The sequence below is a fragment of the Tenacibaculum soleae genome (assembly GCF_030549005.1).
GTDB lineage: Bacteria > Bacteroidota > Bacteroidia > Flavobacteriales > Flavobacteriaceae > Polaribacter > Polaribacter soleae.
Genome location: NZ_JAUOSW010000001.1, coordinates 465,533 through 485,498, shown reverse-complemented (window position 1 = coordinate 485,498; position 19,966 = coordinate 465,533). Strand labels below are relative to the sequence as shown.

The 19,966-nt window shown below is 30.1% G+C and carries 22 protein-coding genes; 5 read left to right on the top strand and 17 right to left on the bottom strand.

All coding sequences use genetic code 11. From position 1 onward, the window contains the following. Window positions 1-50 precede the first annotated feature (50 nt). The 13 genes from atpA to rplU form a co-directional block, all read right to left on the bottom strand. Window positions 51-1,631 (bottom strand): F0F1 ATP synthase subunit alpha, encoded by a 1,581-nt coding sequence (gene atpA / locus Q4586_RS02190; protein ID WP_068702212.1) that lies wholly within the window; start codon window positions 1,629-1,631, stop codon window positions 51-53. A 21-nt stretch (window positions 1,632-1,652) separates the two neighbouring features. Continuing rightward, a complete protein-coding gene (gene atpH / locus Q4586_RS02185) occupies window positions 1,653-2,210 on the bottom strand; it encodes an ATP synthase F1 subunit delta (RefSeq protein WP_303525929.1) in 558 nt (185 codons plus the stop codon). Between the two features lie 8 nt (window positions 2,211-2,218). Then, window positions 2,219-2,716, bottom strand: a complete 498-nt coding sequence (locus Q4586_RS02180) for a F0F1 ATP synthase subunit B (protein ID WP_068702208.1) — start codon at window positions 2,714-2,716, stop codon at window positions 2,219-2,221. A gap of 90 nt (window positions 2,717-2,806) precedes the next feature. Continuing rightward, complete coding sequence (atpE, locus tag Q4586_RS02175) at window positions 2,807-2,998, bottom strand: ATP synthase F0 subunit C (protein WP_068702206.1); 192 nt, start codon at window positions 2,996-2,998, stop codon at window positions 2,807-2,809. 53 nt (window positions 2,999-3,051) lie between these two features. Continuing rightward, window positions 3,052-4,173, bottom strand: a complete 1,122-nt coding sequence (atpB, locus tag Q4586_RS02170; RefSeq protein WP_303525925.1) for a F0F1 ATP synthase subunit A — start codon at window positions 4,171-4,173, stop codon at window positions 3,052-3,054. 123 nt (window positions 4,174-4,296) lie between these two features. After that, a complete protein-coding gene (locus tag Q4586_RS02165) occupies window positions 4,297-4,677 on the bottom strand; it encodes a DUF6168 family protein (protein WP_303525923.1) in 381 nt (126 codons plus the stop codon). Next, on the bottom strand, window positions 4,670-4,900 hold the full coding sequence (locus Q4586_RS02160; protein ID WP_068702200.1) for an AtpZ/AtpI family protein: 231 nt from the start codon (window positions 4,898-4,900) through the stop codon (window positions 4,670-4,672). Before Q4586_RS02160 ends, Q4586_RS02165 begins: the two co-directional genes overlap by 8 nt. Continuing rightward, window positions 4,869-5,276: a bactofilin family protein gene (locus Q4586_RS02155; protein ID WP_068702198.1), complete on the bottom strand. Its 408-nt coding sequence runs from the start codon at window positions 5,274-5,276 to the stop codon at window positions 4,869-4,871. Before Q4586_RS02155 ends, Q4586_RS02160 begins: the two co-directional genes overlap by 32 nt. A gap of 23 nt (window positions 5,277-5,299) precedes the next feature. Continuing rightward, a complete protein-coding gene (gene porW / locus Q4586_RS02150) occupies window positions 5,300-7,519 on the bottom strand; it encodes a type IX secretion system periplasmic lipoprotein PorW/SprE (RefSeq protein WP_303525916.1) in 2,220 nt (739 codons plus the stop codon). A gap of 147 nt (window positions 7,520-7,666) precedes the next feature. Next, window positions 7,667-8,362, bottom strand: coding sequence for an ABC transporter ATP-binding protein (locus tag Q4586_RS02145; protein ID WP_068702194.1), 696 nt, complete (start codon window positions 8,360-8,362; stop codon window positions 7,667-7,669). Window positions 8,363-8,388: 26 nt separating this feature from the next. Further along, on the bottom strand, window positions 8,389-9,855 hold the full coding sequence (locus Q4586_RS02140) for a DUF5687 family protein (RefSeq protein WP_303525911.1): 1,467 nt from the start codon (window positions 9,853-9,855) through the stop codon (window positions 8,389-8,391). Window positions 9,856-10,210: 355 nt separating this feature from the next. Then, window positions 10,211-10,471: a 50S ribosomal protein L27 gene (gene rpmA / locus Q4586_RS02135; RefSeq protein ID WP_068702190.1), complete on the bottom strand. Its 261-nt coding sequence runs from the start codon at window positions 10,469-10,471 to the stop codon at window positions 10,211-10,213. A gap of 22 nt (window positions 10,472-10,493) precedes the next feature. Then, window positions 10,494-10,979 carry a 50S ribosomal protein L21 gene (rplU, locus tag Q4586_RS02130; RefSeq protein ID WP_303525908.1) on the bottom strand — a complete coding sequence of 162 codons (486 nt, stop codon included), beginning with the start codon at window positions 10,977-10,979 and terminating at the stop codon, window positions 10,494-10,496. A gap of 204 nt (window positions 10,980-11,183) precedes the next feature. Here rplU and Q4586_RS02125 point away from each other — a divergent pair, with 204 nt between their 5' ends. The 3 genes from Q4586_RS02125 (at window position 11,184) to Q4586_RS02115 (ending at window position 14,930) form a co-directional block, all read left to right on the top strand. Next, on the top strand, window positions 11,184-12,497 hold the full coding sequence (locus tag Q4586_RS02125) for a M16 family metallopeptidase (protein WP_068702184.1): 1,314 nt from the start codon (window positions 11,184-11,186) through the stop codon (window positions 12,495-12,497). 21 nt (window positions 12,498-12,518) lie between these two features. After that, window positions 12,519-14,573 carry a M16 family metallopeptidase gene (locus tag Q4586_RS02120; RefSeq protein ID WP_303525904.1) on the top strand — a complete coding sequence of 685 codons (2,055 nt, stop codon included), beginning with the start codon at window positions 12,519-12,521 and terminating at the stop codon, window positions 14,571-14,573. Between the two features lie 141 nt (window positions 14,574-14,714). Beyond that, on the top strand, window positions 14,715-14,930 hold the full coding sequence (locus tag Q4586_RS02115; RefSeq protein ID WP_303525901.1) for a hypothetical protein: 216 nt from the start codon (window positions 14,715-14,717) through the stop codon (window positions 14,928-14,930). Window positions 14,931-14,942: 12 nt separating this feature from the next. Here the strand turns inward: Q4586_RS02115 and Q4586_RS02110 are convergent, their stop codons facing one another. Then, a complete protein-coding gene (locus Q4586_RS02110) occupies window positions 14,943-15,815 on the bottom strand; it encodes a DMT family transporter (protein WP_303525898.1) in 873 nt (290 codons plus the stop codon). A gap of 89 nt (window positions 15,816-15,904) precedes the next feature. Here Q4586_RS02110 and Q4586_RS02105 point away from each other — a divergent pair, with 89 nt between their 5' ends. Together Q4586_RS02105 and Q4586_RS02100 are read left to right on the top strand one after the other, a co-directional pair. After that, complete coding sequence (locus Q4586_RS02105; protein ID WP_303525895.1) at window positions 15,905-16,447, top strand: cation transporter; 543 nt, start codon at window positions 15,905-15,907, stop codon at window positions 16,445-16,447. Between the two features lie 86 nt (window positions 16,448-16,533). Then, window positions 16,534-17,571 carry a COX15/CtaA family protein gene (locus tag Q4586_RS02100; RefSeq protein WP_303525892.1) on the top strand — a complete coding sequence of 346 codons (1,038 nt, stop codon included), beginning with the start codon at window positions 16,534-16,536 and terminating at the stop codon, window positions 17,569-17,571. Here the strand turns inward: Q4586_RS02100 and Q4586_RS02095 are convergent. Genes Q4586_RS02095 through gldE form a run of 3 tightly spaced genes read right to left on the bottom strand, consistent with a single transcriptional unit; the run spans window position 17,554 to window position 19,959 of the window. Continuing rightward, window positions 17,554-18,096: a hypothetical protein gene (locus Q4586_RS02095; RefSeq protein WP_303525889.1), complete on the bottom strand. Its 543-nt coding sequence runs from the start codon at window positions 18,094-18,096 to the stop codon at window positions 17,554-17,556. The two genes, Q4586_RS02100 and Q4586_RS02095, sit on opposite strands and share 18 nt — an antisense overlap. A gap of 17 nt (window positions 18,097-18,113) precedes the next feature. Next, complete coding sequence (gldD, locus tag Q4586_RS02090; RefSeq protein WP_303525887.1) at window positions 18,114-18,665, bottom strand: gliding motility lipoprotein GldD; 552 nt, start codon at window positions 18,663-18,665, stop codon at window positions 18,114-18,116. Then, the gene (gldE, locus tag Q4586_RS02085) at window positions 18,658-19,959 is read right to left on the bottom strand and encodes a gliding motility-associated protein GldE (RefSeq protein ID WP_068702169.1); all 1,302 of its coding nucleotides are present in this window, start codon (window positions 19,957-19,959) and stop codon (window positions 18,658-18,660) included. The genes gldD and gldE overlap by 8 nt, the downstream gene beginning before the upstream one ends. Window positions 19,960-19,966: the final 7 nt, after the last annotated feature.

The window sequence follows — 19,966 nt, the reverse complement described above, 5'->3', positions numbered from 1 at the left end:
AAGTATTAAGTACTGAGAATACTCTCAATACTTAATACTAAAATCTTTTATTAAGCTGAAAATTTAGCAGATACTTCTGCTGCTGCTGAAGTTAACACATCTGTTACTTCATTAGTTAATTTACCTGCTTTTAAGGTATCTAAAGTATCTCTGTGCTTTGCATTTAAATACTCGATATAATCTCTTTCAAATTCTTTTACCTTGTTTACAGGCACATCTTTTAACAAGTTTTTAGAACCTGCATAGATAATTGCAACCTGATCTTCTACGGTAAAAGGATCGTTTTGTGCTTGTTTTAAAATTTCGACATTACGTTGTCCTTTAGAAATCACATTCATAGTAGCAGCATCTAAATCTGAACCAAACTTAGCAAACGCTTCTAATTCACGATACTGAGCTTGATCTAACTTTAAAGTACCAGATACTTTTTTCATTGATTTAATTTGAGCGTTACCTCCAACACGTGATACTGAAATACCTACGTTAATTGCTGGACGAACTCCTGAATTAAATAAATCTGATTCTAAGAAAATCTGTCCATCAGTAATCGAAATTACGTTTGTTGGAATGTATGCTGAAACGTCTCCTGCTTGTGTTTCAATAATTGGTAATGCAGTTAAAGAACCTCCACCTTTTACGATTCCTTTTAAAGAATCTGGTAAATCGTTCATTTCACCAGCAATTTTATCATCGTTGATAACCTTTGCTGCACGTTCTAATAATCTTGAGTGTAAGTAAAATACATCTCCAGGGTATGCCTCACGTCCCGGTGGTCTTCTTAATAATAAAGATACCTCACGGTAAGCAACTGCTTGTTTAGATAAATCATCATAAACAATTAAAGCTGGTCTACCAGTATCACGGAAATATTCTCCAATTGCAGCTCCTGCAAATGGTGCATATACCTGCATTGGTGCAGGATCAGATGCATTTGCAGCAACGATTGTTGTATATGCTAAAGCTCCTTTTTCTTCTAACATATTAGCAATAGCTGCTACTGTTGAAGCTTTCTGACCGATAGCTACGTAGATACAGTACACTGGTTGCCCTGCATCATAAAATTCTTTTTGATTTAAGATTGTATCAATAGCAACTGTTGATTTACCAGTTTGACGGTCACCAATGATCAACTCACGTTGACCACGACCTACAGGAATCATTGCATCAATAGACTTAATACCTGTTTGCATTGGTTCAGTTACAGGCTCTCTATAAATTACCCCAGGAGCTCTACGCTCTAATGGCATTTCATAAGTTGTTCCTTCAATTGGTCCTTTACCATCAATTGGCTGACCTAATGTGTTTACAACACGTCCTACAATACCTTCACCTGCTCTTAAAGAAGCAATTCTTTCTGTACGTTTTACAGTTGATCCTTCTCTTACTGATGTAGAAGCTCCTAATAATACAACACCTGCATTATCTTCTTCTAAGTTTAATACGATACCTTCTAGTCCGTTATCGAATTCTACTAATTCACCATATTGTACATTAGACAAACCATATACACGAGCAATACCATCACCTACTTGTAATACGGTACCTACTTCATTTAATGAAGCTTTAGACTCGAAATTTGTTAATTGTTCCTTTAAAATTGCTGAAACTTCAGCTGGTTTAATTGCTGCCATCTTATTTCTTTTGATGTATAATTAAATTTGTGGAATGTAATGACTATTGTCAAATTCTCTTCTTAATTCATTAAATTGATTAGAGATACTTGCATCATATTGCACATCTCCAACACGTAAAATAAATCCTCCTATAATATTTGGATTTACTATATTCTCTATACTAGCACTATTTCCTGTAATTTCTACAATCTTAGCTTGTATTTTATCTTCTAAAGTTTTTGTTAAAGCTACTGCGGTAGTAACTTTAGCAATTTGTATTCTTTTATCGTAATCGTAAATAATTGAATATTGCTTTGCTATTGATGCTAACATTAGCATACGTTTATTTTCTTCTAATAAGTTAAATAAACCTTTTACAATAGTATCTACTTTATCGCCAAAAAGTGCAGTTAAAACCTTGCGTTTATCTGCAGCTTTAATTACAGGGCTTTTAAGCATTGTTTCTAAATCATTACTTCCTGCAATAGTTTCAACGATTAACTTCATATTATCGTTTACTAAAGAGTCATTATTGTTTTCTTTAGCTAAATTTAATATTGCTTTTGCGTAACGTAATGCTGTTCTTGTTCCTTTCATCGGTTGACTTAATTTAAAGTAACGTCTTCTAACATTTCTTCAACAAGTTTTAAATGATTTCCTTGAGAAGTTAATTCTTTTTTAACAACAGATTGAGCGATACCTATTGATAATTCTGCTACGTTCTTTTTTAGTTCAGCGACTGCAGCTTGTTGTTCTTGTTTGATTGTTGCTTTAGCGTTTTCAATCATAATAGATGTTTGCTCTTGTGCTTCTTCTTTTGCCTCTGCAATGATACTTTCTTTAATATCACGAGCTTCTTTTAACATTGAATCTCTCTCTGCACGTGCTTCTTTCAATAATTTATCATTATCAGCTTGTAAATTTTGAAGTTCTTTACGAGCGTTTTCAGCTTCGTCTAATGCATTTTGAATACCTTCTTCTCTATCATTTAAAGAGCTTAATATTGGTTTCCAAGCAAATTTTGCCAATAAGAAAATTAATACACTTAAAATTACAAGTTGCATAAAAAACAACCCAACTGAAAAATCGTTAAATATTCCCATTATATTTTATTACTTTTTTGTTTAATTTTTTTTTTTAAATACTTCCTGCAACCAATCGTTGCAGGAGTATTAACTTTTTTTCGAATACTATTATCCTAAAAGTAAAGCACCAAATGCTAAACCTTCTAATAATGCACCGATAATAATCATTGCTGTCTGGATTTTCCCAGCTGCTTCTGGTTGACGTGCGATAGCTTCCATTGCACTTCCTCCGATTTTACCTAATCCTAATCCTGCTCCGATTACGATTAAACCTGCTCCTACTAAATTAAGACCTGTCATAATAATTGATTTATATATAAATTAAACAAATTCTCTACTCTAAATAATCATCCTTAATGATGATCATGCTCCTCAACTGCCATACCTATAAACAATGATGATAACATTGTAAATATATATGCTTGTAAGAAGGCTACTAACACTTCAATTAATGTTAAAAATAAGGTTAAAACAAATGAAATTCCGGTTGCTCCCGCAGTTCCAAACTTTGCTTTTAAAATAATCATTAATGCTGCAATACCCATTACTACTGAGTGTCCTGCTGTAATATTTGCAAACAAACGAACTAATAATGAAAATGGTTTTGTAAACATTCCTAACACCTCAATTGGCATTAAAACAATTTTCATAACTGTAGGTACTCCTGGCATCCAAAAAATATGTCTCCAATAATCTTTATTTCCGCTAAACTGAACAATTAGGAAAGTCATTAAAGCTAAACACACCGTCACAGCTATTTGCCCTGTAACGTTAAACCCTAATGGAGTTAACCCTAATAAATTCAAAATCCAAATAAAGAAAAAGACAGTTAACAAGAACCCCATAAATTTACGGTAATGCTTTTCACCAATATTAGGTCTTGCTATTTCATCTCTTACGTAGATAACTAAAGGCTCTAAAACACGAGCAAATCCTGTTGGAATCGGACCTTTTTTGTATCCTTTTGCTAAAGATCTAAATCCGAAAAGCATTAACAACCCTGCTAAAAACATTCCAAAAATACTTTTAGTGATTGAAAAATCTAAAACTTTGTGTGCATTTGTTGCATGATGAGCCTCATCAAAAGTCACCTCATTAGCTCCTTCGTTTAACTCATAAATTTTACTGTGAATTTTAGTCAATTTAACATCTCCCGCATCTACTATCAATTTTCCGTCATCGTTATGATGAAACTTTGAAGACATAAATGTTTTTAACCCCTTACTTGTCCATACAATTACAGGTAAAGGAAAACCTACATGCACACGCTCGTTTGTATCATTTGTATAAGAAAACAGAGAGAAATCGTGAGAATCTGCCAGGTGATGCTTAATGTAAGCATCAATTTCTTTTTCTGTATTAACTCTTCCACCATCATTTTGCGGATTGCTTTGATCTTTTGAAAAAGATGTTAATGAAGTAAATACTAAGGCTAAAGCCAATATAAACTTGATAGTTTTGTTTGCTACCATCATACCTTGCTAAATATAGTTTTTGGTCTGTAAATTTCGGTGCAAAGGTACACATTTAATTAAAACTACAAACCGTTTTTTTATCTTAGTTTTTTCTTTGTTTTATAAATAACCATCTAAAGTAAACTACTTGTTGTTCAACAGCTTTGAAACAACAATAGCTTCTGTTGCTAGGAATATAAATAAAGGAATCACTAAAGATACCTTTTCTAGCTTTACTAATTTCTCCTCACCAAACACAGTGTCTTGAAATATTAGTAAGAAAAAGCCAATTTTTAACAAGATAAAAGCTAAATATCCATAACCAGCTTCATTGGGTAAATTATCTGCTAAAAACTCTAAAGAAACATATATTATAATTGTTGCAATTACGTGGAATATATATATCGAAAGTAATGAATATGGTAAATTTACTTCTTTTAAAGTTAAAACATATTCATGCACACTATAACTCACTAAAAATAAAATAATTACAGTTAAAATTAAATATAAAATTCGTTTAATCATTTTCTTTTGAAATTTTTGATACTTGAATAATTACAGAAAGCATTGCTCCTAAAACAGCAAATAAAGTGCATAATTTCGTATATAACTTATCTTTATTTGAATACAAGAGGTCTAACCATTCTCCGAGTAAGTTACCCAAATAAATGATTAGACCCATTTGAAAAGCAATACCTGTAAACTGAATAAATTTATTAAGCGGTTTTTTCTTTTCTTTTTTGTTCATCTTTATTTAACTCCTTTACAGCGCCCTTCATTGCACATGTTGCATTAAATGATGCTCCAGGCTCTACCGAAAGTTTTCCAATAACAACATCTCCATTAATATTAGCAGATGTTTTTATTGTTAAGGTGTTAGATACCAACAACTCTCCTGAAAACTTACCTTCAACATCAGCATTTTCACACTCTACTTTACCTTTTATAAAACCTGCTTCTCCAATAATAACTCTTCCGTTTGTTTTTATTGTTCCCTCTAAAGTTCCATCAATTCTAAAATCTCCTTCTGAAATGATATCACCCATTATCTGAGTATTTCTTCCTATTATATTTCTTTCTGACACTTTGTTTTCACTAGTTTTTTTGTTTTCTTTACTAAACATAATTTATGGGGAATTTAATTGTATTATTTTTTTAACTGCGCTAATATTTCTTTCGCTTTCACACCCTCTTCTTTATTCGCATAGCCTATTGCTACAAACTCTAAGGCTTTTATATAGGTTTGTTTATCTTTATACTTACCTAAAGATAACGCTTTTAAAAGTGCAAATTTAGGAATCAAAATCGAATTTTTATTTATTTTAGACACACTATCTATCTTACTAACAACCTCTTGAAACTTATGCTGCTTGTATAAATAATAAACCTCTTTGTATTTTTTAGAAACAATATCTTCCTTTTTTTCGGTAATCAGTTTTTCTTTGGGGTTCTTAATTATTTGTGCAAAGGTAGTTTTTGGGTACTTTGTTAAAATAATTTCTTTATGATAAGTTGCTTTTTCACCATCATTAACACTTGTATAGATTTGATATAGATGATAATTAATTGGCAACTCTAAATTATTATTTAATTGCTCTTTTTGTAATCTTTCTAAATTTTTGATTGCTAAACTACTATTTTTAAATTGCTCTTTATAAATTAAACCTAGTTGATACAAAGCATCATTACGACCTTCTTTTAAATTTCTTATTGTATTTTTATTCGTAGGTATTGCATCTAGATAAGTTGCTAATACATATCGTTTATCTATTATTGGCTCAGTCGTCGCTGCAATACTGCTATTATTTACATTGTTTGATTTATCTGACAACCTCCAATTATCTTCTAACGGACGCGTACCCCAAACTTTTTGAAAATCAGCTTTTCCAAAACCTAAAGCCTGTGTATTATAAAAATACCACTTTCCTTTATTACTACTTACAGATGCTACGCCGCCAAAAGAGTTTCCAAAGTTTTGAGCGTTTAGTAATAATTGTTGTTTAGCTGCGTCGGCTTCTTTAATTTTTTCTATATGATTTTCAAAAAAAGATGTTCTTTCATCTGATGTCATTGCAACAAGTTTTAAAATACTGTCATTTTTTTTAATCAGGGCTTCATATTTTCTTAAAGTAGTTAATCCTTTGTTTTTTCTTCTAACTCTTCTAATTCGTTTTTCTTGATCAAACTCTTTTGATGTAACTTGTAAAACACTGTCGTAATAAAAACCTGCCAGTAAATAATCTTGTTTATCAAAGGCAATGTTACCTAAACCTTCGTAAGCATATGTTTTTTGATAATTAGTGTTGTTTTTTGCTGAAATTGATTTTTTAAAATAGCTAGTTGCATTTTCTATTTTATTTCTGCCCACCTCTAAAACTCCTGCCTGATAATAAAGTGCATTTAAAAATTTACGATTATCAGGGTTTCTGATTAGCTTTTTAAGCTTTGCTAAAACAACAATTGATGCCGAATCATTTTCGGTATTCTTAGCCATTTCTATATTTGCTCGTATACGATATTTATAAGGGGCTTTTTTTGTTTCAGCTAGTTTATGAAATACCATTCGTGCAGAATCTCTTCGATCTAGCTCGCTATAAATTTGCCCTAAAACAAACATATTACGTGCTGACTGTTCTTTGTTTTTAAATATTTTTGATGCCGCCGTTAAGTGCTCAATAACTTTATGAATTGTATCGGTTTTTTCATACGCCATTGCCATTGCCGTATGTGCTTGTTCTCTTATACCATCAGGAAGTTCTTCTTCATTTTCTTCAACTTCTAATAAAAACTTTAATGACTCTATTGCTAACTTTTCATTATCTAAACGAATATTTGTTTTAGCTCTCCAAATTTTTGTTTCGTTTATTAGATCTGCATTCGGGTAATTTACGATAATATAATTAAAAGATTCTATTGCAGGTATAAAGCGTTGCGTGTAATATCTTGATTTTCCTAAAAGTAAATAAGCATCATCTATTTGACTGTTTTTTTCATAACCGTTTATATTCATTGAATGCTTCTGGATAGCTTTAACTGCTTTTTCTTCTGCTTTATCAAATGATGTTAAAACTTCTTCACTATCTTCATCATCATTAAATCCAGTACCAGGTTGTAAAACAGGTGTTGCGATTACATTTTCATCAAAACTAATTGGCTCTATCTGCAAACGTTTCCAAAAGTTATCTTCATGCTTACTTTCAATATCTTCAAGCCCTTTTAAATAAGCTTGCTCACCATTAAAAAGCACATTATACTTGGTTGTTAATGCGTGAAAATTTCGATTTAAAAAAGCATCTTTTTTTACACTACATGCTAACATGACGGTTAAGAAAATACTAAAAACTAAGAATTTAAGTGATTTATTCATATAGTTACACTTTCACTGTACAACAACTATTTTAGTGAGTTTATTGTATGTAAAGGTGTAAAAATAACAATAAAATGGTAATTTTTTACGCACCTCTTTAAATTTAAACTAAAAGTGAATGATTCTATAAATCTTTTTTACTTTTATTTATGCCGAAAAATAACTTTCTAATTCTTTTAAAGTTTCTGGAGATGTGTTTATATCTTTTACAACCGTTCCTTTATTTAACACTACTATTCGCTCGCAAACCTCAGTTACATGACTTAAATCGTGACTAGAAACTAGTATAGTAACCTCTTTGTTTTCAGTTAATGCTTTAATAATTTTTTTCAGTCGAATTTGTGTTGTTGGATCTAAATTTGCAAAAGGCTCATCTAAAATTACAACTTGAGGGTTTCCCATTAAAGCAGCTACGATACCTGCTTTTTTCTGATTTCCTTTACTTAAATCACGTAAATATTTTTTCTTTCCTAAAATTTCATCATTAAAAAATTCGGTAAACTGTGTTAAAAATGAAGCTACATCAGCTTTATTCATACCTCTTAAATCACCAATAAAATCGAAGTATTCTTCAGGAGTTAAGTATCCTATTAAAAAAGATTCATCAATAAAAGATCCTGTAAATGTTTTCCAATCTTCGCTTTTATTTACCACAACATCATTATTAGTAATTTCACCTGTTGTTGGTCTAATTAAATCTAGTAATATATTAAACAATGTTGTTTTACCTGCCCCATTGTTTCCTACCAAGCCAAAACTTTGCCCACGAGGAATATCAATCTTTTCAACATTTAAAACTTCTGCTTGTCCGTATTTTTTTGAAACTGTATTTATTGTAATCATTGTTTTTTCTTTAAAATTTTTATTATTTACGCTTCTTTTCCAAAGGCATTAATCATTGCATATTTGTCTTTGATATATTTTTTTTCAATCAAATTCATAAAATAGTTTTTAAAAACCAAACCTAACAACCCAATCAAAGCAACTACTACAAACCCTGAATTATACCCTACAAAATGATTAAATACCCAAAATATAGCCATAGGGAACAACATTAACGGAATAATAATTAAAAACTGTGTTGCACTGGTACCTTGTGTATTACCAAACCCCCCTTTGGTTAAATCAATTCTTTTTCTGTTAAACGAACCCGCATACAATAAAAACAATGAATTAAAGCCAATATTAAAAATTGCCCCACAAGTAATCATTAAGAATATTTTTGTACCAAAATACAAGTAAGGAACACTCATAAAATATAAAATTGAGGTCATTGCTACCATTAAAAACCATTTAGAATCTAAAAATTTTCGATACCTAAAACTCTGGCTCATTAACATTTTGTAATGTGCGCTATCCCAAGCAGGTATGAATTGACCGTAATTTAACGTGAATCCGCCAGAAACAAATAAGGATGCAAACATCAACATTGCTGGCATTTTTTGATAAGTAGGTTGAGTAAAGAAAATCAAACCATAAAACAAAAATAAGAACGACATTAAAAAAACTGTTTTAGTTCTTTTATTTCGCCAAATTAATCGGATGTCATTTTTTATAAACGGTGCTATATCTCCTAGTTTTTCTGTCCAAGATAAATCAGCTGTATTTGCTTCTTCGGTTTTTATAGCAACTAAATCATCTAAATAAACTCTTGCTCTTAATAATTTAAAGTTTAAGTAATACAGTACAATTGCTATAATTAAGGGTACAACTGCTAAAATGGAGTTTACAACAATAGCGTCAAATATTTTTTGACTATATATTGATACATCAAAATCTGTAAAGTTTTGCAACCCTAATAAACAAACAAAAATGGTTGCTATAAAAGCAAATACTTTGTTGTTTTTATTGATTAAAAAATTTAAAAAGTTAGTAGCCTGAATTATAAAAATCATAGCTAACAACCATCCTAAAACCTCAACTGTATTATAATTTTGTGTTATTAAAACAACTGTAAACGGAATGTAAAAAAACAAGGATAAGAAGTTAAATCCTGAAAAAGCAGACTTTCCCAATACATAATGTACCAACTTTTCTTTTTTGATTGGGAGTATTAGCATTGGTTTAATATTCATTACTGGTAATTTTTGCATTAAATAACGAAAAACTAAATCGCCTAAAATAGCAAAAACCAATATTGAGTTTACAATTTGTAATGGATCCTCTGTTGGAAATGATTTTTTCAATATAAAATATCCTCCTACTCCAATACTTAAAAAAACAGCTACCATATATAACACGAAAAAACCCATTATTATTTTTAAAGCAATTCCTTTTTCCCAGTATGATGAACGAAAGTATTGTTTCCATTCTAATTTTAAAAAGTGTGCAATCATTTTTAGTTGTGTATTAATTGATTACTTAATTGGTATGCCTAAAATGAATTTTGTTACAAAAAACATATTTTATTTTTTAAAAAAATCGTGTTTTGCTCTATTTTATATCATTAATACAAAAAACGACACCATTTATACAAAAGTCAAATTTCACAATATGTTTCTGTTATATATTTGCCCTATAATACACAAAGACGTCGTATTGATAAATTGGGGGATTAATCAATAATGATAATAAACAAAAGCACTACTTAAATGTAGTGCTTTTTATTTTGTGAAAAATTTTTATTTTTAAGCACAAAAAAAACTCAAACAACAAGTTGTTTGAGTTTTAATTTCTTAAATCAAAAATTTCTTAAGCCTCGAAAGGAGTTATAGAAACGTATGATCTGTTATTTCTTTTCTTTTGGAATTTTACAACTCCATCAACTTTAGCATGTAAAGTATGATCTTTACCCATGTAAACGTTTTCACCTGGATTGTGAGTTGTTCCTCTTTGACGAACGATAATATTACCTGCAATTGCTGCTTGTCCTCCAAAAATCTTTACTCCTAGTCGTTTCGATTCTGATTCTCTACCATTCTTCGAACTACCGACACCTTTTTTATGAGCCATCTCTCTAAGTTTTTAAAGTTAATTATTTGCTTAATGCTTCAATTAATTCAGCTTTCTTTAAAGAAGTATATCCTGTGATACCATTTTCTTTAGCTAAAGCTTTTAATTCAGCAACAGTCATTGAACTTAAATCTTTAGATGCTGATTTTGCTTCAGTTTTAGGAGCCTCAGTTTTTGCTGCTGCTTTCTTAACACCTGATGCAGAAATTCCTTCAATTTGGATTTCAGTTAAATACTGTCTGTGTCCATTTTTCTTTTTGTAACCTTTTCTTCTTTTCTTTTTGAAAACGATTACTTTATCACCTTTTAAGTGACCTAATACTGTTGCAGTTACTCCTGCACCTGCTATAGCTGGGGCGCCAATAGTTACGTTCCCTTTGTCTTCAATTAGCATTACATTATCAAAAGTTACTTTTGATCCTTCTGCCTCTTGTAAACGGTGTACGTATACTTTTTGGTCTTTTGCTACTTTAAATTGCTGCCCTGCTATCTCTACGATTGCGTACATACTTTTTGTTTTGCGTTATACTTAAATGCACCTTCTTCATGAAAATGCGGATGCAAATATACTATTTTTACATCAAAACAACCTCTTGTTCAGAAAATTAATACAACTTTTTTTTAAATATACATCTTTTTTTATTTTTTATGTTACGAATAACTTAGTTTCACGTCATATATATCAAAATCAGTTAAAATTAAAAATTAATCAATGAAAAAAAGTATCACAACTCTTGCTATTGCTTTGTTTATTGGATTTTCAGCCAATGCACAAAAAGTAGATTTTGAAGAGTACGATTTAGACAACGGAATGCATGTAATTTTGCATCAAGACAAATCTGCTCCGGTAGTAACAACTGCCGTAATGTATCATGTAGGTGCAAAAGATGAACAACCTAACAGAACAGGAATGGCTCACTTTTTTGAACATTTATTATTTGAAGGTACTAAAAATATTAAAAAAGGTGAATGGTTTAAAATAGTTTCTTCAAATGGAGGAAAAAACAATGCAAATACAACCGATGACAGAACTTATTATTACGAAGTATTTCCTTCTAATAATTTAGAATTAGGTTTGTGGATGGAATCTGAACGTTTATTACATCCAGTAATTAACCAAGGAGGTGTTGATACTCAAAATGAAGTTGTAAAAGAAGAAAAAAGATTACGTGTAGATAATCAGCCTTACGGTAGCTTTTTAGAGAATGTTAAAAAGAATATTTTTAAAAAACACCCATATAAAGGAACCACTATTGGAAAGATGAAACATTTAGACGATGCTACTTTAGCCGAGTTTTTAGCTTTCAACAAAAAGTTCTACGTTCCTAACAACGCTACTTTAGTTGTTGCTGGTGATATTGATATCAAAACAACTAAAAAAATGGTGCAAGATTATTTTGGTTCTATTCCAAGAGGTGCTGAAATAACGAGATCATTCTTAAAAGAAGATCCTATTACAAAGCAAATAAATGCAAAAGCATATGATGCTAATATTCAAATTCCGGCAGTAATTAATGCCTACAGAACTCCATCTATGAAAACTAGAGACGCTAGAGTTTTAGATATGATTTCAACATATTTAAGTGATGGAAAAAGTTCTGTTTTATACAAAAAATTAGTAGATCAAAAGAAAATGGCCTTACAAGCAGGTGCCATCAACTTAAGTCAGGAAGATTATGGAACTTACATTGTTTACGGACTTCCTTTAGGAAAAACATCTTTAACTGATTTAACAAAAGAAATTGACGAGGAAATTGTAAAGATTCAAACTAATTTAATTTCTGAAAAGGCATATCAAAAATTACAAAACAAGTTCGAAAACAATTTTGTAAACGCTAATGCAAGTGTAGAAGGAATTGCAAATTCATTAGCGCGCTATAATGTGTTATATGGAGACACTAATTTAATAAACACTGAGATTAATATTTACCGATCTATTACTCGTGAAGAAATTAAAGCAGTTGCTAAAAAATATTTAAATCCTAACCAACGATTAGTTTTAGAATATTTACCAAAAAAGAAATAAATCAAAAGACAATAATATATTATGAAAACAAAAATAGTATCACTTATCGCAATCATAGCAATGTCTTTTGCTACAACTGCACAAATAGATAGAAGCGTACAACCCAAACCAGGACCTGCTCCAAAAGTACAATTAGGTAAAGTTGATAAATTTACATTACCTAACGGATTACAGGTTATTATGGTTGAAAACCATAAATTACCTAGAGCATCGGCAAGTTTAACAATTGATAACAAAGCTGTTGCAGAAGGTAACAAAGCTGGTTTATCAAATATGATGGGAAGCTTATTAGGACGCGGAACGACTAATATTACAAAAGATGAGTTTAACGAAAAGGTAGATTATCTTGGTGCTCGAGTTAATTTTTATAGCTCAGGAGCCTCAGCAGCTTCACTAAAAAAATACTTTCCAGAAATATTAGAGTTAATGGCTGATGGAGTTAAAAACTCTCAATTTACCCAAGAAGAGTTTGACAAAGAAGTTAAAATTACTTTAGATGGATTAAAATCAAACGAAAAAAGTGTAACCGCTATCGCAAGGAGAGTTGAAGATGCTTTAATTTATGGTAAAAATCATCCTTTTGGTGAGTTTACAACCAAAGAATCTATCAGTAATATTTCACTTACTGATATTCAAAACAATTTTAATACGTATTACAAACCAAATAATGCTTATTTAGTAATTGTTGGAGATATTAATCCATCAGAAACTAAAAAATTGGTAACAAAGTTATTTGGTGACTGGAAAAAAGGAAATGTACCAGCGGTTGCGTTTGCAAAGCCAAAGAACGTAAGCACTACTGAAATTAACTTTATTAATATGCCAAATGCAGTACAATCAGAAATTGTAGTTGCAAATAATATCGAATTAAAATTAGGCGATAAAGATTATTACGCTGCTTTATTAGCAAACAGTATTTTAGGTGGCGGCGGAACTGCGCGTTTATTCATGAATTTACGTGAAGATAAAGGATATACTTATGGCTCATATTCAAGTGTTAGGCAAAGTAGAGATGCTGCAACATTTAGAGCAACAGCAAGTGTTCGTAATATGGTAACAGATAGTTCGGTTGTAGAAATACAAAAAGAAATCAATAAAATTCGTTATCAAAAAGTATCTGCTGAAGAATTAAAAAATGCAAAAGCTAAATATGTAGGTAATTTTGTAATGGAAGTTCAAAAACCTGCAACTGCTGCTCGTTATGCTCTAAATATTGCTCTTTATAATTTACCAGCAGATTTTTATGAAAACTACTTAAAAAATATAAATGCTGTAACTTTAGATGATGTTCAAAACGCAGCAATTAAATATTTTAGAGGAGATAAAGCTCGTATTATAATTACTGGTAAAGGAATTGAAGTTTTAAAGAATTTAGAAAAAAATTCTGATTATAAAATCAACTATTTTGATACTGAAGGAAACCCAACTACTAAACCTGCAATGAAAAAGCCTCTTCCTGCAGGGGTTACTAAAACCTCAGTAATTAATAATTATTTTAAAGCTATTGGTGGTATTAATAAAGTAAAATCTTTGAAAACTACTATGGTGGTTTATACTACTGAAATACAAGGAATGAAGATTGAAAGCACAGAGAAAAGAAATACAACTCATTTCTTAACTGCAACTGCAATGAACGGAAATGTAATGCAAAAAGCTCTAATGAATAAGTCATCTCTTAAAATGAATGGACAACCTCTACCTCCTGCCATGGCTAGTGAAATGAGACACTTATTAGGAACCTTACCTGAATTAGGTTTATTAGAAAATGTAGATACTAAATTAACAGGTATCGAAACTGTTGATGGTAAAGAGGTATATGTTATTTCAAAATTAGGAAAAACAGTGTCTACTAATACTTATTTTGATGTTAAAACTGGTTTAAAAATAAAAGAATCTCAAAAAATTATTTTCGGAGGAAGATCTCAAAATCAAGATACATTTTTTAGTGATTACAAAGATTTTGGAGGAATTAAATTTGCAACTAAAAAAATTGGAAGTTTAGGACCACAAAAAGCTAAGTTCACTTTAAAAGACGCTAAAATTAACGAAGGTGTCACTGATGCTGATTTTCAGTAAATAGAAAGCAGTTAATACAATTTACAGAGAGTCAAAGCGAAAGTTTTGGCTCTTTTTTTATAGATATACCCGTAAAGTTTCAACCATTTTTAAACCTTTATCATTTTATCTAGTCAAAAAAGTACAACTTTAAAAATATAAATGATGAAAAAAATCATTCTTTTGTTAATGATTTCTTCTTTAGCACTTCAATCTTGTGCGGTTAGAAAAAGAAATACAGGAGTTCACAAAGTAGTGGCAATTAAAAAAGCTCCTAAAAACCATAAATTAGTAGTTATTAAAAACAAACGTTATTACACATGGGGAGGAAAACATTATAAAAAAATTAAGAGAGAGTTTATAGTAGCGCGTTTATAAACAAAACCTATGCTACTTTGCCCTATTGGTCATCCAAACGCCAAGTAAAATAATTCCGCCTGCTAATAATTGAATTACCCCTAATTTTTCACCATCTATAATTCCCCAAATAACAGCTACAATCGGAATTAAATAGGTTACAGATGAAGCAAAAATTGGTGAAGAAATATGTACTAAATCATTAAATATCACCTTTGCCATTGCCGTTCCTAAAACTGATAAAATAATTATATACAATAGCGCTGACTTAGTTTCTAAATTTAGTTCAAATTCTGTAAAAAAACCAGTACAACCTAATATCATTATAACAGGTATTATTACTAACAAAAAATGTCCCGTAGTAATAGTTAGCCCATCCAACTCATGTAAATGTTTCTTTATAATATTGACATTAAACGCATAACCCACTGAAGATATAATAGGTAACAAAGCATACCAATAATTCTGATTTGGATTTAAATCTGCTCCTTTTAATATTAAAATAAGCGTTCCAATCAGACCAATAAAAATTCCTATAAATTGCTTTTTATTAAATGCAAAACCAAATACTAAAGCACCAATAATAAAAGTATTAAAAGGCGTTAGTGAATTTAATATTGATGCTATTGAACTATCTATCCCTTTAATTGCGTATGCAAACAAAAAAGCAGGAAAAAAAGTTCCTACTAAGGCACTTAAAAAAACATATTTCCAGTGTCTTTTCTTTATTTTTCGTAAACTTTTAAAACCAACAAGAATTACAAAAATAGCAGCAAAAAATGTTCGCAAAGCAGCTACTTGTATGGGCGATATACTAATTAATGCCTTTTTCATTAAAATAAAAGAGCTTCCCCAAACTAGCGAAAGCACTATTAAATACAACCATTTTCGTTGTTGATTACTCATTTTCATGTTATTTAATCACAAAAATCGGTCATTTTCGTTTATAAACTTTAATTTATTAATAACTTTGCTAAATAACCCAATAAATTAAAATGATGAAAATTCAAAAAATAATATTCGCGTTAACTTTTATTAGTTTTTTAGCTGTTGGTTGTAAAACAGAAGTAAAAAAAGAAGAAACTTCTAAAGAAGTAAAAACGGAAGTTGCTGCAAACACAAAAGAACTTTCTTTAAGTATTTCAGGAATGACCTGTGAAATAGGATGTGCTAAAAAAATAGCTTCAGATTTATCTAAAAAAGAAGGTGTTTTAAAAGCCAATGTTGTATTTACTGATAGTATTGCAAACATTAAATACGATGAAAATATTACCAATAAAGCAGATTTAATTGCTTTTGTTGAAGGAATTGGTAGTGGAGACATGTATAAAGCTTCTGAAACTTCTAAAAAAGCTTGTAGCGCTAAAACTGATGCTGAAAAAGAAGCTTGTGCAAAAAAAGAAACTTGTAAAAAAAGTGACAAAAAAAACTGCATTGCCGAATGTAAAAAAGAATGCTGCACAAAAAGTGAAACTGAAAAAGTTGCCTGTGCTACAGATTGTATAAAACCATGTTGTGCTGACACAAAAAAAGCATAGTTTTTATTTCTATAAAAAAAATCAAGCTTCTCAAAAGAGAAGCTTTTTTTATACGATTATAGTATCTTTGTAAAAACTTTATTCTGATGAAAAAGCACTTTCCTCTTATTGTAAAAATTTCGTTGATTGCTGTATATCTTATTTTTTTAGCAGGCTCTGTAGTTCGTATGACAGGATCTGGAATGGGATGTCCAGATTGGCCAAAGTGTTTTGGATATTATATCCCTCCAACATCAGAAGAACAAATTACTTGGCAACCTAATACAACTTATGAAAAAGGAATGATAATCGTTAAAAACGAAGCATTGTTTGTTGCTGAAAACGATTTAAAAACCGCTAAAAAATTTAACTCAAACAATTGGGTTAAATACACTAAGCACAGTTATGCTAAATTTAATAAATTTCATACTTGGACAGAATATATCAATCGATTATCGTCTGCATTGGCTGGTTTTCCGTTTTTGTTTTTAATTTTTGTATCCACTAAATTTTGGAGTGAAAAGAAACTAATTACACTTTTATCTTTCGGCGCTTTCTTTTTAATGCTTTTTGAAGCTTGGTTAGGTAAAACCGTGGTAGATTCTAACTTAAAACCAACCATTATTACCATTCATATGGTAGCCGGTTTAGTTATTATAGCATTGTTATTATGGCTACACTTTATTGTTTCTAAAGATAAAACTACTACAGACGCACTTGAAAAAACAACCTTAAAAAAACACAGTTCGTTGTTTAATAAATTATTAATTATTTCGGTAGTATTTTCTTTAATTCAAATAGCTATGGGTACCCAAGTACGCCAATTTATTGATGAACAAGTAAAGCTATTTGGTTTTGATAATAAACAGTACAGCTTACTAAACCCTAGTTTTAAATTTTATTTTCATCGTTCATTTACCATTGCAATTGTGTTGGTAAACTTAGGTATATTTTATTTGAATCAAATTAAAGATTTGGGTTACAAATTGGTAAACTGGATTGTGTTTTTAATTTTTTTAGAAACCATAACAGGGATTTTAATGTATTATGCTGATTTTCCTATCGGAACGCAAGCAATACATTTACTTTCGGGTGCTATTTTATTCGGATTACAGTTTTATTTATGGTTACAGAGCAGAAATTAAGTTAAAAAACATTTCACTTGTTTTTTTACTTTCTGTCGCTATAGTATATAATGCATGAACATCAAACTTAGTACTAAACACTTCTTTATTTTTATTATCCACCATTTTAAAATTAACGTAATGTTTAGTTTTTCTTTTCTTTACGTATTTCAAATCTCCCCAAGTTTTTGGAGTTTCTGGAAAAGAACATGAAATAACACAAGTATTAACATAGTCACTATCATCTTCTTTACTTTTTGGGATGCTTGACAAATCATCATTTAAAGGATTGACTGATTGCAAATTGTACTTAAACCCTACTGTTATCTTATTTTTTCTCGCTTTTTTCTTTAACTTTTTGGTTAAAATTAAATAATAGTTAATTAAATGTGTGTCTCCTTCAAATGTGAATAAGATTGATTTTGGCGTTTTAAAATCAATATATCTTTTATTTTCAACAACATTAACTCCTTTTTCAAATTTTACATCTTCCTGAGCAAAACAAGTAAATGATGTAAGTAATAGTAATAAAAAATACTTTTTCATGTTCTTTAAGTTAAATTTTAGTCTTCCCAAGTCAGGGTTTCTAACATTTTAATCATATCCTTTTTAATATATTCAACGGCTGGCAATATAGAATCGTAATTAGGTTTGGTGTAAAAAAATAGTGATCCTTTTAAAAAGTGGTTGGTACTATCGGTAACATGAAATTGAATTTGCGATGCCGCATCACCAGATATTTCACACATTTTTCCGTACACTTTTGTTTCTTTATTTGTGTAATCGCGCCAAGAAATATGGTCGGCTTTTACGGTATGTTCTAAAACCAATTTTTCGGCTTCAATTAACAGTTCGCGAAGGTTATTATTAATTGGTCGGTATGTAATATCAACCGATGCCTTTAGTTTAGGGTATTGGATTTTTAACCAGTGATTTGGGAGTGATTTTAAGGTAGTATTTTTCGCTATATCAAAACGATATGGTCTACTTTTATTCAATTTATTATACCCTAACTCTGGATATTCTAAGTTTAAATATGCTTTGGGTTTTGGTAAACTTTCTTCACCACAACTAATTAATAAAACTACGGTTATTAGTACTAAAAACTTACGCATTTCGGGTTACTTTTATTTGTTTTATACGTTTTTTATCAAGAGCTTCGATAGTAAACATATATTTGTTAAAATTTATCTTTTCTTCTTTTTTTGGAAACTTACCTGATACTTCTAAAATAAAACCAGCTAAGGTTTCACTTTCTCCTTTTGCTTCTTCAAATTTTTCTTCATCATCATCTTCTAAAACGCGACAAAAATCTTTTATTGTTGTTTTACCTTCAAAAATATAATTGTTTTCATCAAGCTTTGAATAACTTAAATCATCATCATCAAACTCATCATTTATATCTCCTACAATTTCTTCAATAACATCTTCAAGTGTTACAATTCCACTTGTTCCGCCATATTCATCTACTACAATCGCCAAGTGTTTTTTCATTTCTTGAAATTCGCTTAACAAATCGTCTAATTTTTTGTTTTCTGGAATAAAAAAGGGCTCTCTAAGTAATTTTTGCCATTGAAAACTCTTTTTATTTAAATACGCTAATAAATCCTTGGCATATAAAACTCCTCTAATATTGTCTATATTTTCGTGATAAACTGGTATTCTTGAATATCCGTTTTTTAAAATTATTTTTAGAACTTCTTCATATAAAGTATCGTCAGAAATAGCACAAACATCGGTTCTGGGTTTCATTATTTGAACAGTTTCAGTATTACCAAAACTTACGATTCCTTCTAAAATTTTTTGTTCTTCTTTTGTGGTTGCTCCACTTGATGTTAATTCTAAAGCTTGTGATAAACGCTCTACAGAAAGATTATTGTTTTTGTTCCCTAATTTATTTTCTACAACACTTGTTAATTTGATAAGCGGAGCACTTAATGGCGTTAAAAAAACGTTTAAAACCTGAATCGGTTTAGCCATAAAACCTGCAAATTGCATTGATTTTCTGGTTGCATAGACTTTAGGTAACACTTCACCAAATAATAAAATTAAAAAGGTTACTAAAACAACTTCTATTAAAAACTTTACGCCACTTGATAATCCACTAAAAAAAAACTCTCCTAAGGAAGCAAATATTAATACAATGAGAATGTTTATAAAGTTATTTGTTATTAAAATCGTTCCCAATAACTTTTTAGGGTTTTCGAGTAGTTTTACAACGGTATTATTTTCTTTTGAAGATGCTGAAAGGGAATCTAATTCGGTTTGTGAAATAGAAAAAAAAGCTACCTCAGTTCCTGAGACTAAAGCCGAACAAAGCAATAAAAAAAGTAATAAAAAACAATTTACTGCTGTTAGTAAATCGATACTTGACAGTACTAAAAACAAGGAATTGGGGTCTGTATCCAAAATTTAA

Excerpts from the sequence above, each read along its gene's own strand:
- atpA (WP_068702212.1), bottom strand. The coding sequence starts at position 1,631 with ATGGCAGCAATTAAACCAGCTGAAGTTTCAGCAATTTTAAAGGAACAA.
- atpH (WP_303525929.1), bottom strand. The coding sequence starts at position 2,210 with ATGAAAGGAACAAGAACAGCATTACGTTACGCAAAAGCAATATTAAAT.
- Q4586_RS02180 (WP_068702208.1), bottom strand. The coding sequence starts at position 2,716 with ATGGGAATATTTAACGATTTTTCAGTTGGGTTGTTTTTTATGCAACTT.
- atpE (WP_068702206.1), bottom strand. The coding sequence starts at position 2,998 with ATGACAGGTCTTAATTTAGTAGGAGCAGGTTTAATCGTAATCGGAGCA.
- atpB (WP_303525925.1), bottom strand. The coding sequence starts at position 4,173 with ATGATGGTAGCAAACAAAACTATCAAGTTTATATTGGCTTTAGCCTTA.
- Q4586_RS02165 (WP_303525923.1), bottom strand. The coding sequence starts at position 4,677 with ATGATTAAACGAATTTTATATTTAATTTTAACTGTAATTATTTTATTT.
- Q4586_RS02160 (WP_068702200.1), bottom strand. The coding sequence starts at position 4,900 with ATGAACAAAAAAGAAAAGAAAAAACCGCTTAATAAATTTATTCAGTTT.
- Q4586_RS02155 (WP_068702198.1), bottom strand. The coding sequence starts at position 5,276 with ATGTTTAGTAAAGAAAACAAAAAAACTAGTGAAAACAAAGTGTCAGAA.
- porW (WP_303525916.1), bottom strand. The coding sequence starts at position 7,519 with ATGAATAAATCACTTAAATTCTTAGTTTTTAGTATTTTCTTAACCGTC.
- Q4586_RS02145 (WP_068702194.1), bottom strand. The coding sequence starts at position 8,362 with ATGATTACAATAAATACAGTTTCAAAAAAATACGGACAAGCAGAAGTT.
- Q4586_RS02140 (WP_303525911.1), bottom strand. The coding sequence starts at position 9,855 with ATGATTGCACACTTTTTAAAATTAGAATGGAAACAATACTTTCGTTCA.
- rpmA (WP_068702190.1), bottom strand. The coding sequence starts at position 10,471 with ATGGCTCATAAAAAAGGTGTCGGTAGTTCGAAGAATGGTAGAGAATCA.
- rplU (WP_303525908.1), bottom strand. The coding sequence starts at position 10,979 with ATGTACGCAATCGTAGAGATAGCAGGGCAGCAATTTAAAGTAGCAAAA.
- Q4586_RS02125 (WP_068702184.1), top strand. The coding sequence starts at position 11,184 with ATGAAAAAAAGTATCACAACTCTTGCTATTGCTTTGTTTATTGGATTT.
- Q4586_RS02120 (WP_303525904.1), top strand. The coding sequence starts at position 12,519 with ATGAAAACAAAAATAGTATCACTTATCGCAATCATAGCAATGTCTTTT.
- Q4586_RS02115 (WP_303525901.1), top strand. The coding sequence starts at position 14,715 with ATGATGAAAAAAATCATTCTTTTGTTAATGATTTCTTCTTTAGCACTT.
- Q4586_RS02110 (WP_303525898.1), bottom strand. The coding sequence starts at position 15,815 with ATGAGTAATCAACAACGAAAATGGTTGTATTTAATAGTGCTTTCGCTA.
- Q4586_RS02105 (WP_303525895.1), top strand. The coding sequence starts at position 15,905 with ATGATGAAAATTCAAAAAATAATATTCGCGTTAACTTTTATTAGTTTT.
- Q4586_RS02100 (WP_303525892.1), top strand. The coding sequence starts at position 16,534 with ATGAAAAAGCACTTTCCTCTTATTGTAAAAATTTCGTTGATTGCTGTA.
- Q4586_RS02095 (WP_303525889.1), bottom strand. The coding sequence starts at position 18,096 with ATGAAAAAGTATTTTTTATTACTATTACTTACATCATTTACTTGTTTT.
- gldD (WP_303525887.1), bottom strand. The coding sequence starts at position 18,665 with ATGCGTAAGTTTTTAGTACTAATAACCGTAGTTTTATTAATTAGTTGT.